11 protein-coding genes and 1 riboswitch are annotated in these 16,358 nt (G+C 63.4%); of the genes, 6 read left to right on the top strand and 5 right to left on the bottom strand.

The features are described from left to right. Positions 1 to 36 precede the first annotated feature (36 nt). The 5 genes from ligA (at position 37) to gatB (ending at position 7,355) form a co-directional block, all read left to right on the top strand. On the top strand, positions 37 to 2,256 hold the full coding sequence (ligA, locus tag RWL87_RS01985; protein WP_313968719.1) for an NAD-dependent DNA ligase LigA: 2,220 nt from the start codon (positions 37 to 39) through the stop codon (positions 2,254 to 2,256). Between the two features lie 697 nt (positions 2,257 to 2,953). Beyond that, positions 2,954 to 3,718, top strand: a complete 765-nt coding sequence (locus RWL87_RS01980; RefSeq protein ID WP_049361726.1) for a transglycosylase family protein — start codon at positions 2,954 to 2,956, stop codon at positions 3,716 to 3,718. A gap of 215 nt (positions 3,719 to 3,933) precedes the next feature. Beyond that, positions 3,934 to 4,230, top strand: coding sequence for an Asp-tRNA(Asn)/Glu-tRNA(Gln) amidotransferase subunit GatC (gene gatC, locus RWL87_RS01975; protein ID WP_005507016.1), 297 nt, complete (start codon positions 3,934 to 3,936; stop codon positions 4,228 to 4,230). Positions 4,231 to 4,245: 15 nt separating this feature from the next. Next, positions 4,246 to 5,850: an Asp-tRNA(Asn)/Glu-tRNA(Gln) amidotransferase subunit GatA gene (gene gatA, locus RWL87_RS01970; protein ID WP_313968718.1), complete on the top strand. Its 1,605-nt coding sequence runs from the start codon at positions 4,246 to 4,248 to the stop codon at positions 5,848 to 5,850. Continuing rightward, positions 5,850 to 7,355 carry an Asp-tRNA(Asn)/Glu-tRNA(Gln) amidotransferase subunit GatB gene (gene gatB, locus RWL87_RS01965; protein ID WP_005507019.1) on the top strand — a complete coding sequence of 502 codons (1,506 nt, stop codon included), beginning with the start codon at positions 5,850 to 5,852 and terminating at the stop codon, positions 7,353 to 7,355. The genes gatA and gatB overlap by 1 nt, the downstream gene beginning before the upstream one ends. A gap of 581 nt (positions 7,356 to 7,936) precedes the next feature. Here gatB and RWL87_RS01960 read toward each other — a convergent pair. The 5 genes from RWL87_RS01960 to RWL87_RS01940 form a co-directional block, all read right to left on the bottom strand. Next, positions 7,937 to 10,114 carry a S9 family peptidase gene (locus RWL87_RS01960; protein ID WP_313968717.1) on the bottom strand — a complete coding sequence of 726 codons (2,178 nt, stop codon included), beginning with the start codon at positions 10,112 to 10,114 and terminating at the stop codon, positions 7,937 to 7,939. Between the two features lie 229 nt (positions 10,115 to 10,343). Then, entirely contained in the window at positions 10,344 to 11,576 is a 1,233-nt protein-coding gene (gene rsgA / locus RWL87_RS01955; protein ID WP_313968716.1) for a GTPase RsgA, read from the bottom strand. A 121-nt stretch (positions 11,577 to 11,697) separates the two neighbouring features. Further along, positions 11,698 to 12,528, bottom strand: a complete 831-nt coding sequence (locus RWL87_RS01950; RefSeq protein WP_313968715.1) for an ABC transporter — start codon at positions 12,526 to 12,528, stop codon at positions 11,698 to 11,700. Position 12,529: 1 nt separating this feature from the next. Continuing rightward, positions 12,530 to 13,390, bottom strand: a complete 861-nt coding sequence (locus RWL87_RS01945; RefSeq protein ID WP_313968714.1) for an ABC transporter permease — start codon at positions 13,388 to 13,390, stop codon at positions 12,530 to 12,532. Then, a complete protein-coding gene (locus tag RWL87_RS01940; RefSeq protein WP_313968713.1) occupies positions 13,387 to 14,373 on the bottom strand; it encodes an ABC transporter ATP-binding protein in 987 nt (328 codons plus the stop codon). The genes RWL87_RS01945 and RWL87_RS01940 overlap by 4 nt, the downstream gene beginning before the upstream one ends. Positions 14,374 to 14,715: 342 nt before the next feature. Then, positions 14,716 to 14,828, top strand: a riboswitch (SAM riboswitch). A 105-nt stretch (positions 14,829 to 14,933) separates the two neighbouring features. Here RWL87_RS01940 and RWL87_RS01935 point away from each other — a divergent pair. Next, positions 14,934 to 16,280: a bifunctional o-acetylhomoserine/o-acetylserine sulfhydrylase gene (locus tag RWL87_RS01935; protein ID WP_311448553.1), complete on the top strand. Its 1,347-nt coding sequence runs from the start codon at positions 14,934 to 14,936 to the stop codon at positions 16,278 to 16,280. The last annotated feature ends 78 nt before the right edge of the window (positions 16,281 to 16,358 follow it).

Here is a 16,358-nt window from a genome sequence, read left to right as displayed (position 1 = left end):
AGGGGAGCGGCGCGGCAAAAACGTTAAACTGGACGGGTGACTGAGAACAACACCACCCAGCAGACTGCCCCCGCAAAGACTGCGGCAGAGAACACCGTAGAGATTACCGAGGCTCTGCGTGCCGAGTACGCGGAACTGACCGATAAGATTCGCGCCGCCCGCCGCGCCTACTACAACGAGGATGCCCCCTTCCTCTCCGACGCTGAATACGATGCGCTCTACCGCCGCCTCGAAGTCATTGAGGCCGAGCACCCGCTCATCATCGCCAACGACTCGCCCACCCAGGAGGTCGGCGGCGAAGCCATCGAGGCCTTCGCGCCCGTCACCCACCTGCAGCGCATGTACTCCCTTGAGGACGTCTTCTCCTTCGAAGAACTGCGCACCTGGCTGACCAAGACCGAGGAGAGCACCCGCACCCTCACCGGTGCCGCACCTCAGTGGCTGACCGAGCTGAAAATTGACGGCCTCGCCGTGAACCTGCTCTACCGCAACGGCACCCTCGTACGCGCGGCAACCCGTGGCGACGGCACCACCGGTGAAGACGTCACCCACAACGTGCGCACCATTGCGAGCATCCCGCAGCAGCTGACCGGCGAGAACCACCCCGAAGAGATTGAAATCCGCGGCGAAGTGTTCATCTCCTCCGCCGATTTTGAGAAGCTCAATGAATCCATGATTGCCGCCGGCAAGAACCCCTTCGCGAACCCGCGTAACGCCGCGGCAGGCTCCCTGCGCCAGAAGGACGCTGCGGTGACTGCCTCGCGCCCGCTGAGCATGTACGTGCACGGCATCGGTTCACGCACCGGCCTGGACATCGCCACCCAGTACGAGACCTACGATCTGCTCGCTTCCTGGGGCCTGCCCGTGAGCCCCTACAGTGAAATCGCCGCTAACACCGAGGCGGTGTTCGACTTCATTAATAAGTACGGCGAGCAGCGCCACTCCCTGGTGCACGAAATCGACGGCATCGTCATTAAGGTCAACGACTTCGCGACCCAGGCTCAGCTGGGCTACACCTCCCGCGTGCCGCGCTGGGCGGTCGCGTACAAGTACCCGCCCGAAGAGGTGCACACCAAGCTGCTGGACATCCGCGTGGATGTGGGACGTACCGGCCGCGTGACCCCCTACGGCGTCATGGAGCCCGTGTTCGTCTCCGGCTCGACCGTGGAACGCGCCACCCTGCACAACCAGGACGTGGTCAAGGCTAAGGGCGTGCTCATCGGTGACACCGTGGTGCTACGCAAGGCAGGCGACGTGATCCCCGAGATTGTCGCCCCCGTGGTTGCCCTGCGTGACGGCACCGAACGCGAGTTCGTCATGCCCAGCGAATGCCCCTCCTGCGGCTCGCCCCTTGCCCCCGGCAAGGAAGGCGACGTGGACCTGCGCTGCACGAACCCCCGCTCCTGCCCTGCGCAGCTGACCGAGCGCGTGTACTACGCGGCAAGCCGCGGCGCCTTCGACATTGAGGCGCTCGGCTACGAAGCAGCAAAGGCACTCACCAGCCCCGCAACCCCGGACACCCCTCCGCTCACGACCGAAGCGCACCTGTTCAGCCTCAACATCGAGGACCTGCGCGAGGTCACCATCGAGCGTGAGAAGAAGGTCAAGGGCGTGGGCACCGGAAAGATGGAGCGCGTGCCCTACTTCTACACCAAGCCGACCAAGGCGCGCCCCGAGCCGAAGCCCACGAAGAATACGCTGAACCTCTTTGCCGAGCTGGAGAAGGCAAAGCAGCAGCCGCTGTGGCGCGTGCTGGTTGCCCTCTCGATTCGCCACGTGGGCCCGACCGCTGCCCGCGCGCTCGCCGCGGAGTTCGGTTCGATGCAGGCGATCCGCGAGGCTGACCGTGAACGCCTCGCCGCTGTGGACGGTGTGGGCACCACGATTGCCGACTCGATTATTGAATGGTTTGCTGAGGACTGGCACGCCGAGGTGGTGGACTCCTGGGCTGCCGCCGGTGTGCGCATGGAAGATACTCGTGACGAGTCCGTAGAGCGCACCCTGGAGGGCCTGACCGTGGTCGTGACCGGCACGCTGAACGGTTACACCCGTGACGGTGCGAAGGAAGCCATTATTTCTCGCGGCGGTAAGGCATCCGGTTCTGTATCTAAGAGGACCCACTTTGTGGTCGCTGGCGCGAACGCCGGCTCAAAGCTGGATAAGGCTCAGCAGCTGGGTCTGAAGGTGCTGGATGAGGAGGGCTTTACCGCCCTGCTCGAGGGTGGCCCGGAGGCGGTTGAGGCTACCGCCGAGTAGACCCGGTAGCGGGGTCATCTGAATCTGACCCCTGCAATATATAGAGCATTCAGGCTCTGGAGTGCGTGCTCCAGAGCCTGAATGCCAATTTTTGGTATTTGTAATTACCACAGCATTTAAGGTGGAAGCGCCTTAAAACACTCCCAAAGCGAAGAAATATTTAAAAAATATTTACACGCCGTTCAAAACCCTTAAAGGTGGTGCTCATTCACCCCGATTCGGAAAGCTCAGTGGGGGAGTGCACTCGGGGTTAAGTCCCTAGAAAACCCCGAAATTCCGGGGTGAAACCCTTAAGATACGCGGGGTTCTAGGTCTTGATTAATGTTTCCTGCACTTTTAACCTGAAAGAACCCTGGGAGAACCCGGGACGTTCACTGTGAACTTGAAATCAGGTTGGAATCATAAAAAACCTCGGTTATCTTTGAGACCAGACAGATTCTCGCAAGGGAATCGCCTGTGTGGTTTCAAGCTTGGAATGCTTGAAACGATGCCCGGTTCTACCGCACGTCCCCACCGAGGAAGTGCCACCCGGATTCCGCACACAAGTGCAGAATCGCTCACAGTGACATGAAATCGGTGGAGAGCCGCTCACATGGTAGAGCCAGAAAATGAGTAACCTACTTCGTTATCAAAGGGTGAGCGGCGGCGCGCTAGAGTTCCGGGGACGGAACGAGCGGGGACGGCCCCAAGGAGCATTATGAAGAACACTTCCATTCGTCGTACCGCAGCAGCTCTCGCCATCGGTGGCGCTGTAGCAGCTACCATGTCGATGCCCGCTGCAAACGCAGTAGACGGTGCTACCTGGGACGCACTGGCACAGTGCGAGTCCGGTGGCAACTGGTCCATCAACACCGGTAACGGCTTCTACGGCGGTCTGCAGTTCACCCAGCAGTCCTGGAACGGCGTCGGCATGTCCGGCTCCCCCGCAACCGCTTCCCGTGCACAGCAGATCGAGGCTGGCGAGCGTCTGCTCGCTATCCAGGGCTGGGGCGCATGGCCCGCATGCTCCGCTAAGCTTGGCCTCTACGGCAAGACCGGCGCAGCTCCCACCTACACCGAGCCCACCACCACCGTGGCTGCACAGTCGCAGACCCAGCAGACCTACACCGCTCCCGCGGCACAGGCTGCACCCGCAGCTCCTGCAGCTCAGGCTGCACCCGCAGCAGTTGAGGCACCCGCAGCAGCTCCCGCTGCACCGGTAGCACCCGCTGCACCCGCAGTTGAGGCTCCCGCAGCTCCCGCAGCAGCACCGGCAGCTGAGGCTCCCGTAGCAGCAGCACCCGTCGCAGCTCCCAAGGCTGCAGCAGGCACCTACACCGTGGTTCCCGGTGACTCCCTCTCGCTGATCGCTGCAAAGCTCGGCGTTGCAGGCGGCTACCAGGCAATCGCAGCTGCGAACACCGACATCATCTACAACGTTGACCTGATCTTCCCCGGCCAGGTTCTGACCATCCCCGCCTAAGGATTAACCCCCAAGCGTAACGTGGACACGTTGTAGCTCAACGCCCCGCACCTCACACGAGGAGCGGGGCGTTGAGCATTTAACCCGAAAATAGGGGAGGAGAACACCGCCTGACCACGCAAACCAGCAGGTAAACCCTCCAACCCCCAATGAGACGGAAAACGCAACCTCCACTACACTAGAGAAGAGACAAGAAAACAAACTACGGGAGAACCATGTCTGCCATCACCTTTGAACAGGTAAAGCACCTGGCATCGCTGGCACTCATTGAGATGACCGATGAAGAACTCACCGCGATGGCGTCTGAGCTGGACGTCATCGTCGCATCCGTTGAGACCATGTCGCAGAAAGCAACTGCCGACATCCCCGCGACCAGCCACCCCATCCCCCTCGAGAACGTCTTCCGCGAAGACGTACCCGTCACCACCCTCACCCAGGAAGAGGCGCTCTCCGGCGCCCCCGACGCACAGGACGGCAAGTTCCGCGTGCCGGCAATCCTCGACGAAGACTAAGAGGAGAACAACCAAGTGAACGAACTGATCCAGCTCACCGCCGCAGAAGCAGCAGAAAAGCTCGCATCCGGCGAAATCACCTCCGTCGAGCTCACCCAGGCACACCTGGACCGCATCGCAGCCACCGACGGCGCACCCCTGAGCGATAACCGCGCAGACGGCAAGAGCGGCCTCAACGCCTTCCTGCACATCAACGCCGAAGAAGCACTCGCCACCGCAGCAGCAGTGGATACAGACCGCGCAGCAGGCAAAGAACTGCCCCCGCTCGCAGGCGTACCCATCGCCGTCAAGGACCTCATCGTCACCAAGGGCCAGCCCACCACCGCAGCATCCCGAATGCTCGAAGGCTGGATGAGCCCCTACGACGGCACCGTCACCCGCAAGGTCCGCGAAGCACGCATGCCCATCCTCGGCAAGACCAACCTCGACGAATTCGCAATGGGCTCCTCCAATGAGCACTCCGCATTCGGCGTAGTCCGCAACCCCTGGGCACTCGACCGCGCACCCGGCGGCTCCGGCGGCGGCTCCGCAGCAGCCGTCACCGCCTTCCAGGCACCCCTGGCACTCGGCACCGACACCGGTGGCTCCATCCGCCAGCCCGCAGCACTGACCGGTAGCGTCGGCGTCAAGCCCACCTACGGCTCCGTCTCCCGCTACGGCGTCATCGCCATGGCGTCCTCCCTCGACCAGGTCGGCCCCGTCGCACGCACCGTCCTGGACACCGCGCTGCTCCACGAAGCAATCGCAGGCCACGACCCGCTCGACTCCACCTCTCTGCCCGATGAGCCCGGCAACTTTGTTGAAGAAGCCAAGGCAGGCGCAGAAGCAGCGCGCAAGCGCGACCTGTCCGGTCTGCGCATCGGCGTCATCAAGGAACTCGGTGGCGGCGACGGCGAAGGCTTCGAAGCAGGCGTCCTCGCACGCTTCCGCGAATCCGTCGAAGAGCTTCGTGCCGCAGGCGCAGAGATCGTTGAGGTCTCCCTGCCCTCCGTCACCGAAGCCATCAGCGCCTACTACATGATTATGTCCTCCGAGGTGTCCTCCAACCTGGCACGCTACGACGGCGTCCGCTACGGCCTGCGCGTCGTACCCGAAGACGGCCCCGTCACCATCGAACGCGTCATGTCCGCAACCCGCTCCGCAGGTTTCGGTCACGAGGTCAAGCGCCGCATCATCCTCGGCACCTACGCACTGTCCGCAGGTAACTTCGACGCCTACTACGGCGCCGCACTGCGCGTACGCACCCTCATCCAGCGCGACTACGCGGCAGCATTCGAAAAGTGCGACGTGCTCATCTCCCCGACCGCGCCCTCCACCGCGTTCAAGCTCGGCGAGAAGACCGAAGGCGACCCCATGGCAATGTACCTGGGCGACGTCGCCACCGTGCCCGTCAACCTGGCAGGCGTCCCGGCGCTCTCCCTGCCCGGCGGCCTTTCCGAAGAGAACAACCTGCCCGTCGGCATCCAGTTCACCGCACCCGCACGCGAAGACGCACGCCTCTACCGCGTCGGCGCAGCACTGGAAGAACTGCTCACCGCAAAGTGGGGCGCACCGCTCTACAAGAGCCTGCCCGACACCGAAACCCTGATCCGCGACTTTGACTTTGGGGGAACCAAGTAATGAGTGAAGAAGTCCTCAGCTTCGAAGAAGCCATCGAAAAGTACGACCCGGTCCTCGGCTTCGAGGTGCACGTCGAACTGAACACCAAGACCAAGATGTTCGACTCCGCACCCAACGAGTTCGGCGACGAGCCCAACACCAACGTCACCCCCGTCTCGCTCGGCCTGCCCGGCGCGCTGCCCATGGTGAACAAGACCGCTGTTGAGTCCGCCATCAAGCTCGGCCTGGCACTGGGCTGCGACATCGCAGACAAGTCCTACTTCGCCCGCAAGAACTACTTCTACCCGGACTCCCCGAAGAACTTCCAGACCTCCCAGGCTGGCGGCCCCATCGCGGAAAACGGCTCCCTGGACGTAGAACTCGAAGACGGCACCATCTTCACCGTCGAAATCGAGCGCGCCCACATGGAAGAAGACGCAGGCAAGCTCACCCACGTCGGCGGCGCAGACGGCCGAATCCAGGGCGCAACCTCCTCCCTGGTCGACTACAACCGCGCAGGCGTGCCCCTGATCGAGATTGTCACCCGACCCATCGTCGGCGCCGGCGAACGCGCACCCGAACTGGCACGCGCCTACGTTGCCGCAATCCGCGACATCGTCCGCTCCCTCGGCATCTCCGACGCCCGCATGGAACGCGGTAATGTGCGTTGCGACGCCAACGTCTCCCTCATGCCCAAGGGCGCAGAGAAGTTCGGCACCCGCTCCGAAACCAAGAACGTGAACTCCCTCCGTTCCGTCGAGCGCGCCGTCCGCTACGAGATCCGCCGCCACGCCGCAATCCTCGAACGCGGCGAAAAGGTCACCCAGGAGACCCGCCACTGGCACGAAGACACTCGTGAAACCTCCTCGGGTCGCCCCAAGTCCGATGCTGACGACTACCGCTACTTCCCGGAGCCGGATCTGGTCCCGGTCGTCACCAACAGCGAATGGATTGAGCGTCTGCGCGCCGAACTGCCTGAACCCCCGGCAGAGCGCCGCCGCCGCCTCAAGGGCGAGTGGGGCTACTCCGACGAAGAGTTCCGCGACGTAGTCAACGCCGGCGCACTCGACGTCATCGAAGAGACCGTCGCAGCAGGCGCAACCGCAGCAGCAGCCCGCAAGTGGTGGATGGGCGAAATCGCCCGCCGCGCAAAGCAGGCCGAAGTTGAGCTCACCGCCCTCGGCGTGGAGCCCGCAACCGTGGTTGCCCTCGAAGCGCTCATCTCCGAAGGCAAGATCAACGACAAGATCGCCCGCCAGGTGCTCGAGTTCGTCCTCGCCGGTGAAGGCACCCCCGCCGAAATCGTTGAGGCACGCGGCCTGGCCGTGGTCTCCGACGACGGCGCACTCACCGCAGCCGTTCAGGAAGCACTGGCAGCAATGCCCGACGTCGCCGACAAGATTCGTGCCGGCAAGGTTCAGGCAGCTGGCGCTATCGTCGGCCAGGTCATGAAGGCTACCCGCGGTCAGGCTGACGCCGCCCGCGTGCGTGAGCTGATTCTGGCTGAGTGCGGCGTGGAAGGCTAAGCTTTTCCGCTGACCCGGTTCTAATGAAAGAGGCGCTGTCTCCCGTGTGGGAGGCGGCGCCTCTTTCGCTCTTTTACCTCATTCCAGGTTCTGCGCGGGATGCACGGTTCCGCTTGGAAAGGCGGTTATCGTCCTCGTTCCTACAGGGGCACCCGCCCTCGCTTCGCTTCGGGCACCCTGATGTCACTACGGACGATACCGCCTTTCCGCGCTGGGGTACTGTGGGGGGGCGGCCGCGTTTTCCGGTTGGGTGCTCGGGTAGCCCCTCAGCGAGCCGCTCTCGGCCCCGCGGTCAAAGCGTGCCGGTGCACCTTCCGGAAGCGACATCAGGGTACCCTCTCGGGTGCTTTCCGCGGCCCATGTGACCGGGCGGCGAGGCTACACCTTCCGGAAGCGCCCTCAGGGTGTCACACGGGTGCTCTCCGCAGCGAAGCGAGGAAGGGCGGAGCGCCCGTGTGACGGGTGCCCCTGCGTAGGCGCGGAGGAAGTGTGTAGCGAACCGCCACAAGAGCAGGGATAAACGAAGAACGCTCCGTCCGCATCACTCAGATACAGACGGAGCGTTCTATTTAAGAGATGAGCTACTCAGTAACGCCGAGGTTAGTCAACAGGAACGCGTAATCCCACGCAATTTCGCGCCAACGCGTGTACCTGCCGGAACCACCACCGTGACCGCCCGACATATCAATCTTCAGCAGCGGCACCGGCGACGACGGGTCAATCTGCTCGCGCAGCGCCGCAATCCACTTGGCGGGCTCCACGTAGAGCACGCGGGTGTCGTGCAGGCTCGTCACCGCAGCAATCGCCGGGTAGCGGACCGGGCGGATGTTCTCGTACGGGGTGTACGACTTCATGTAGGCGTAGACCTCGGGGTCCTCAATCGGGTTGCCCCACTCTTCCCACTCCATCGCCGACAGCGGCAGCTCCGGGTCGAGGATGGTGGTCAGCGCATCCACGAACGGCACGGCTGCCAGGCAGGCGGCGTACTTTTCGGGGGCGAGGTTCAGCACGGCGCCCATGAGCAGGCCGCCGGCGCTACCGCCGTAGCAGCCGATACGTGCCTCATCAGCCCACGGCTTGGCCGCAATGTAGCTGGTGACGTCAACGAAGTCGGTGAAGGTGTTCTTCTTCGCGAGCTTCTTGCCGTTCTGGTACCAGGAGCGGCCCATCTCGCCGCCGCCGCGAATATGCGCGATGACGTAGATGACGCCGCGGTCCAGGATCGACAGCATCGGGATGGAGAACATCGGGTCCATGGACGACTCGTAGGAGCCGTAACCGTACTGGATGACCGGGTGCGGCTGGCTCATGTCCAGGTCGGCGCGGTGAATCACGGAAATCGGGATGAGCGTGCCGTCCGCCGCCGGTGCCCAGTCGCGGTAGGCGCGGTAGTCCTCGCGGTTGTAGCCGCCGAGCACCGGGGTTTCACGGCGCAGCAGCAGGGTCTGCGACATGGGGAAGTAGTCGTAGACGCGGCGCGGGGTCAGGTACGAGGTGTAGGCGATGCGCAGCACGGGGGAGTAGTTCTCCGCACGCAGCACGGATGCGGTGTACAGCTCCTCGTCGAAGCCGGCGGGCTCCATGAAGGTCACGCCGGCGGGTCGGCGGCGGCGCCACTGGATGGGCAGCTGCTCACGCGGCGCAAGGAAGATGCGGGTGGTCGTGTCTGCGCGGGCGGTGACGACCAGGTGCGTTGCGGTGAAGGTGAAGCCCTCCAGGCGCACGTGCTCGCTGTGGCGGATGACCGGCACCCAACGCTGCGCGTACTCCTCGAGGCTTTCGCCTTCGCGCGGCATGTCTGCGAGCACCAGCTCGGAGTTCAGAGCATTGTAGTCGTGCTGAATCAGCAGGTGCTGCTCGCCGGCAATGTTGAGCGGCTCAGCGTAGTATTCGATGCCCGCGCTCTTGGGGATGAGCAGGGTCGGCTCGCCCTTGGGTTCGCGGGTGGGGACGATGCGCACCTCGGTGTACTCGGAGTTCGAGCTGGTGAGCACCACGGAGGAACGGTCGGAGCTCATAGCGGCGGAGAGCCACATGGTGTTGTCAGGTTCCTCGTAGATGAGGTGATCTTCGGTGCCCTGTCCGACGTCGTGCACGTAGACACGCCAGGGGCGCCAGGAGTCGTCGGGGACTACGTAGATGAGCTGTTCGGCGTGGTTGATGAAGAAGGAACCCGCCGCAATGTTGGGGATGGTGTCTTCGAGGAAAGTGTCGGTTTCCATGTTGAGGAAGCGCTGCTCGTAGCGTTCGTCGCCCTTCTCATCCACGGAGATGCTCAGCAGCTTGCCGTTACGCGCCGGCTGGAAGCTACCCAGGGAGAAGAACTCCATGTCCTTGGCGTATTCGTTGCAGTCGAGGATGACGACCTCACCCTCAAGCACCTCGCCGGGGGTGACGGTCGGCGGGGTGTAGCGCACCACCTCGTCGCCTTCGTGCAGGGCGGGGTAGCGGTAGAAGACGGGGTACTGGCCGCCGGGCACCATACGGCTGTAGTACCACCAGTCACCGATACGGTTCGGGACGGTCAGATCCGACAGCAGGGTGCGGTTCTTAATCTCGTTGAAGATGGACTCGCGGAGGGGCTGCTGGTCTGCGGTGACAGCTTCGGTGTATTCGGCTTCTGCCTTGAGGTAGTTGAGGACCTCTTCGCTTTCCTTGTCGCGGAGCCATTCGTAGTGGTCGATGAAGACGTCGCCGTGGTGTTCACGGCGGTGCTCGACCTTCTTCGGTACGGGCGGGGTGAGGTTCTGTTCAGCCATGCTGCCACCTCTTTCATGAGTTATGGGTTTGTGAATGGTGTGTGCCGTCTGCGCCTGCGTCTTCTACCGCCGAGGGGACGGGGCAGGGGACTATGGGCACGCCTAGTTCTAGTGTATCGAAGAGTGAGGGAGGCTACTATATTGCGGCTTGTACGGGGTTGCCCGGCTCAGCCTGTGGAAGCCCCGCCGAAGTCTCACCGAAGCCTAGCCGGGGCGTGCGTGTTCGCGGCTAGTTGGCGCGGCCTTTAATGGACATGAGGGTGCGGCGGCCCGTCTTGTTCGCCTTTGTGAAGGCGCGGTTACTCTGCCGGTACTCGCGCTCCTGAGAGCGCAGGCGCAGGCGCGCGGATTCCGCCATCATCCTGCGGTAGCGTTCAAAACGCTCGGGGTCGAGGGTGCCGTCGGCGAGCGCCTGCTGCACCGCGCATCCGGGTTCGGAGCCGTGGGAGCAGTCGCTGTACCGGCAGGAGGAGGCGTAGCTGGAGACGTCGTCGAAGGTTTCGTCAATGGCGGCGCTGTCGCTCGTGGCGGCGAGGGCGCGCACGCCCGGGGTGTCGATCAGCACCGTGCCAGCCGAGGATTCCGCACTGGAGCCTTCTGCATCGGATTCTTCAGCGCCAGATTCTCCAGCGCCGGGCAGAACGATCATCTGGCGGCTGGTGGTGGTGTGGCGCCCCTTGCCGTCGGCACCGCGAACCGCCGAGGTGGCCTGCACCTGGTTCTCTGAAGTATCTTCGCGGGGGTCAACTCCGGGGTTGAGCAGGGCGTTGACCAGGGTAGATTTTCCGGCGCCGCTGCGGCCCAGGAACGCGGCGGTACGCCCTGCGACGAGTTCCGCGACCGGTGCGGGGTCGTAGCCGTTATCCGTGCAGACGGTGAGCACCGCATCCACGCCGCTACCCAGGGATTCCCGGTACCCGGTGAGTTGTTCGGCCGTCACCAAATCGCCCTTGGTGAGAATCAGCGCGACCTGCACCCCGGAGGCGTGCGCCAGGGCGGTGTAGCGTTCGATTCGCCCGATGGACGGCTCGGGGAAGCACGGCTCAACGATGCAGAGCATATCCACGTTGGCGGCGACGGGCTGATCCGAGGATTCGCGGGTGGCGCTGGGGCGGGTGAGGTAGCTTCGGCGGGGCAGAATCGCGAGGGGTTTGTGCTCCGCGGGTTGGCTATCGCTACCGGTCCCGGGGATGGGCTGGGCGAGCACCCAGTCGCCCACGACGGGGTACTCTTCTTCGCCGTAGTCGTTTTCGACCGGACGCAGGGGAGCGGAGAGCTTCACGAGCTCGCCCTGCTCGCAGGTCAGCAGTTCGCAGCGGGTGCGGTGCACGGCGCTGACGCGGGCGAGGGTGAAATCATCAAGCGTGCCGTCGAGGGTGAACGCGGCGCGGATTGCTGCGCCCTGCCAGGACGGGTCGAAGCCGATGGTCTCTAAGGTGTATGAGGCGGGAGGAATGGTCACAGGAATAGTCTTTCGTGGTTGCGGCGCCCGGTTGGTTGTCACACCCGGATAGTGCGCTGGGGGGAGAGAGTGTTTAAAAGGTTCGTTCTTTTTATCTCGTTTATCTCGGGGGTGTTATGCCTTATAGCAGCGAGGCGCGGGCACCGGCGCGGATGCGTCGGGCGGCAAGGAAGGTCAGCCCCAACCCCACTGCGGCGTAGAGTACCGCCAGTGCCGCGTCTGCCGCTAGGAGCGCGAACAGATCCCGTGTGGCGCCGTTCGCAATACCGCTAGAGGCATCTAAAACCTGCACCAGCCGGGAGCCGGGAACCCAGGAACACACCCAAGCAAGCCATGCGGGGTAGGTGCTCACCGGCACAATCACGCCCGCGCTCACCGGCAGAATAATCGACAGAACATTGGATCCCGTGTACGGATCGGACAGGTACAGGCCCAGCCCGGCGGCAAAAATACCCAGGCAGACCCCGCCCAGAACCGCAACCGGCATCAGCGCAATGGCGCCGAGCAGAAGCCCGGAACCCGCCCCGGTAGCGGGTGCCGTGAGGGAGAGCAACCACACGATGCCCACATTGCTCAGACCCGTCACGGATGCCAGCAACGCGGGTACCGCCGCCGCACCGAGCCAGTAGCCAGCGTCCACCGGGCGAGCCGTACACACGTACTCGAAGACACCAATCCAACGGTCGGTGGCGACGCGCGCGACAATACCGGCTGCCACCGAGCTGAGGGTGGCAATCAGGGCGGTTGCACAGCCGATGCGTACCGTATCGTTTGCGGCGAGGTCGGCACCCAGAAGCACCGTGAAAAGCACGTTGAGGCCCGGCACGAGCACCAGGGTCGTGATGGCCGTTCCGAGGGTCGCAAAGGTAATGGACGACGACCAGCCAATAGAGGCGGTAGACAGAGCCCGACGCATCACACCGGGCAGAGAATCAGTAGAGAGAACACGCACGCTACATCGCCCCCAGAGTGCCGCGACGACGGGCGGATGCGAGAGCTTTCCGGGCAAAGAGGAAGGCGCACAACGCCCAGATGAAGCTCACGGCCAGGGTCTGAATTACGGGCAAGAGTGCATCCGCCGGGGTAGTGATGGTGGTACGCCCAAGTAGGAGATGAACCGGCGCCTGCAGGGGAATGAGCGTGCCTACAGCATCTAGCCAGGTGGGCGCCTCAACCATCGTGAAGAGAACCCCGGAGAGAATAAATACCGGCACGAGGAGCAGCTCCTCGTAGGCGATAGCGTTCGGCGTCGCCACGAAAAACACCGCAATCATGAACGTGACCGACAGGCACGCAACCCACAGCAGGGGAACGCCCAGAACATAGCGCGGCCAGAGGGCAGAAAAGTCCGTGACCCGCGGGTTAAGCGTCACAAGAGCCCAAACCGCCCACGATAGGGGCAAAGCCGCCAGACCCACGATGGAGGCGCTCGAAACGATAGCCGCCAGTACCCGCACCGGAGAAATGGACCCGGAACACAGGTACACGAGGGTCCCGCGGAAGCGCTCAAAATTGATAATGCCCGCAGACACGATGCAGACCGACCACATGCCCACGATGCCCGCGCGGGTCCACGCCAGGGTCGGGTCGACGGAGTGACCCTCGGAGCTCTGCGCCGCCGCGTGCACGGCGAGTGCCTGGAGGATGACCGACCCGAGCACCGTGCTGATAAGCAGCTGAATAAAGTACGGGACCGTCAGGAACTGGCGCAGGCTAAATCCCATGAGCCGCAACTGACGGGCGCACTCCTGCCACAGGTCGTACCGTCGATCCTGCCGCTGGAACTCTTCCGAGCGTTGCGTCTGAGCGTTCATCGCTTGAGCCCCTCCGCCATCGCCAGGTATGCCTCTTCCAGAGTTGCCGGGCGTGTGTACGGTTCGGTCCGTGCCCCAATGTTCGCGGTGGCAAGCCCCTCCGTGAGGATGCGGTGAGCCTCGCCCGCCTCGAACGTGGCGCGCTCGCCATGCCAGTAGAGGGTCAGTTCCCAGCCGGAACCACGCGGGGCAAAAAGTACCGCCGCCTTATCGTGGAGGAATCCGCGGAGCGTATCAATGCCCTCGGTGGCGGTGGCCTCGACCTGAACCACGGTCGTGGCGGCAATACCGGCGTGCGCGGCAATATCCTCGAGGGTGCCGCTCACCGCAACGGAACCGGCACCCAAAACGGTGATGGTGTGCGCCAGGTCCTCGATTTCGCCCAGCAGGTGGCTTGTCAGCAGAATGGCGGTACCTTCATTTGCCAGAGATCGGATGAGGGTACGCACGGTCAGAGCGATATCGGGGTCGAGCCCGTTGGTCGGCTCATCCAGCAGGAGCAGGGCGGGGGAGCCGAGCAGGGCGCGGGCAATATGTAGGCGCTGCTTCATGCCGCGAGAAAACTCCTGGACAGGCCGCGTCGCAGCGTCGGAGAGTTCCACGCGGGCTAGGGCATGCTCCACCTCGTGTCGTCGAGCTCGCCCGGAAACCCCCGCAACATCGGCGAAGAACAGCAGGTTATCGCGGGCACTGGCGCGCGGGTAGAAGCCGTTCTCCCCGCCGAGGGCGAGGCCCACGTGACGGCGTGCCCGCTGCGGGTGAGCGATGGCATCAACGCCATTCACGGTGAGGCTACCGCCGGTGGGAGTCAGCAGGGTCGAGCACATTTGCACGGTCGTCGTTTTGCCCGCGCCGTTGGGACCGAGGAGGGCGTGAATCTCGCCGGAGCTAACGCGAAGCGACACCCGGTCGACGGCGGTAAAGGCGTTTTCACCTTTGCCAAAGACGCGGCTGAGCTGCGCGGCGTCAAGAACAAGAGACATGGTAGGTAACCTTCGGGTATGACCCTCTGGCCCCTATACCGGAGGGATGCTGTGCAGGATAAACGGCGTAGTGAGCCGCGCCCTGCGCGAGTGTATGTGTAGTCAGTGTTGTAGTCTCAGTGTACCGAAAAGCGCGGATAAAAGTGATGGGGGTTACTGCATGTGGAAGGGTGTCCTCCAAACCCCTCGATTGCCACCCGGTATTGTTGCCAACGTTTTGTTGCAGGCGGGTTTTTGTTACGGACGTTAAAAAACGTCATCTTTGCAATGAAACGTCTTAAAGTGCCGCGCACCCACAAAACCCTTGACCCCGCCCCGTGCCCTGTGACACTCTAAATAACAGGTCAAGAGCGCCAGCGATAAGCCCCAGCTAGCTGGCCGGCAACCCTCCTCCGCGGTGGGGTGCCCTGGGTGAAGACCGGGCGGCACGCACAAGCGTGACGCAAGCGCGGGACCGATGTGACCGAAAACGGTACATCAATCGTGACAGGATTATTCGACGACGATTCCTGTACCAATCGGCATGCGGCCCCCTAACTATCCCCTTAGGAGAGCCACGCATGAGCAACAACACTACCGTCCCGACTCCCGCCAACCCCACCGGTTGGAAGTTCGAAACCCGCCAGATCCACGCGGGACAGGCACCGGATGCCGCAACGGGAGCTCGGGCACTACCCATCTACCAGACCACTTCCTTCGTCTTTGACAGCGCCGAGCAGGCAGCGAACCGTTTCGCTCTCGCCGAGCTGGGCCCCATCTACACTCGCCTCAACAACCCCACCCAGGAAGCTATCGAAAACCGTATCGCCTCCCTGGAAGGCGGCGTTGGCGCGCTGCTGCTGGCATCCGGCCAGGCAGCTATTACCTATGCAATCCTGAACATTGCCGGTGCTGGTGACCACGTGGTCGCCTCGCCCTCCGTGTACGGCGGCACCTACAACCTGCTCAAGTACACCCTCGCCGACCTCGGCATCGAAACCACCTTCGTTGAGGACCCGGACGACCTGGACGCATGGCGCGCCGCAGTCCGCCCCAACACCAAGCTCTTCTACGGCGAGTCCGTGCCCAACCCCCGCAACGACGTGCTCGACATTGAGCCCATCGCCAAGATTGCGCACGAAAACGGTGTGCCCCTGATTGTAGACAACACCGTACCCACCCCCTACCTGCTGCGCCCCATCGAGCACGGCGCGGACGTGGTGGTCCACTCCGCAACCAAGTACCTGGGCGGCCACGGCACCTCCATTGGCGGCGTGATTGTTGACTCCGGTAACTTCGACTACGGTGCAGACCCCGAGAAGTTCCCCAAGTTCAACCAGCCCGCACCCGGCTACCACGGCCTGGTCTACGCACGCGACCTGGGCAAGGACTCCGCATTCGGTGCGAACCTCTCCTACATCCTGAAGGCACGCGTCTCCCTGCTGCGCGACACCGGCGCCGCAATCTCCCCGACCAACGCCTTCAACATCGGCATCGGCTTGGAGACCCTCTCCCTGCGCATCGAACGCCACATTGAGAACGCCACCAAGGTCGCCCACTGGCTCGAAGCAAACCCGCAGGTCGACAAGGTCATCTGGGCTGGCGTGGAATCCTCCCCCTGGTACGAGCGTGCACAGAAGTACCTGCCCAAGGGCCCCGGCGCGGTGCTCGGCTTCACCCTCAAGGGTGCAACCCTGGAACAGACCCGCGACTTCGTGGACGCACTGAAGCTGCACTCCAACGTGGCGAACATCGGTGACGTGCGCTCGCTCGTGATTCACCCCGCCTCGACCACCCACTCCCAGCTTTCCGCTGAAGAGCTGGAGAAGATTGGCGTGTACCCGAACTTCGTGCGCCTGGCAGTCGGTATTGAGAACATTGACGATATTCTCGCCGACCTGCAGCTGGGCTTTGACACCCTCTCCTAAACGGTGATGCAACCCGCAGGTGGACCGGAAAGACTACGGCTTTTCGGTCCACCTGCGGATTCCCCGTTACGGAGCATT

Origin of the sequence: uncultured Rothia sp. (assembly GCF_963555405.1) — a bacterium.
GTDB lineage: Bacteria > Actinomycetota > Actinomycetes > Actinomycetales > Micrococcaceae > Rothia.
This window is presented reverse-complemented; position numbering and strand designations above follow the sequence as displayed.

Coding starts and splice junctions, on each gene's coding strand:
- RWL87_RS01960 (WP_313968717.1), bottom strand. CDS start 10,114: ATGGCTGAACAGAACCTCACCCCGCCCGTACCGAAGAAGGTCGAGCAC.
- RWL87_RS01980 (WP_049361726.1), top strand. CDS start 2,954: ATGAAGAACACTTCCATTCGTCGTACCGCAGCAGCTCTCGCCATCGGT.
- RWL87_RS01935 (WP_311448553.1), top strand. CDS start 14,934: ATGAGCAACAACACTACCGTCCCGACTCCCGCCAACCCCACCGGTTGG.
- gatB (WP_005507019.1), top strand. CDS start 5,850: ATGAGTGAAGAAGTCCTCAGCTTCGAAGAAGCCATCGAAAAGTACGAC.
- RWL87_RS01940 (WP_313968713.1), bottom strand. CDS start 14,373: ATGTCTCTTGTTCTTGACGCCGCGCAGCTCAGCCGCGTCTTTGGCAAA.
- gatC (WP_005507016.1), top strand. CDS start 3,934: ATGTCTGCCATCACCTTTGAACAGGTAAAGCACCTGGCATCGCTGGCA.
- RWL87_RS01945 (WP_313968714.1), bottom strand. CDS start 13,390: ATGAACGCTCAGACGCAACGCTCGGAAGAGTTCCAGCGGCAGGATCGA.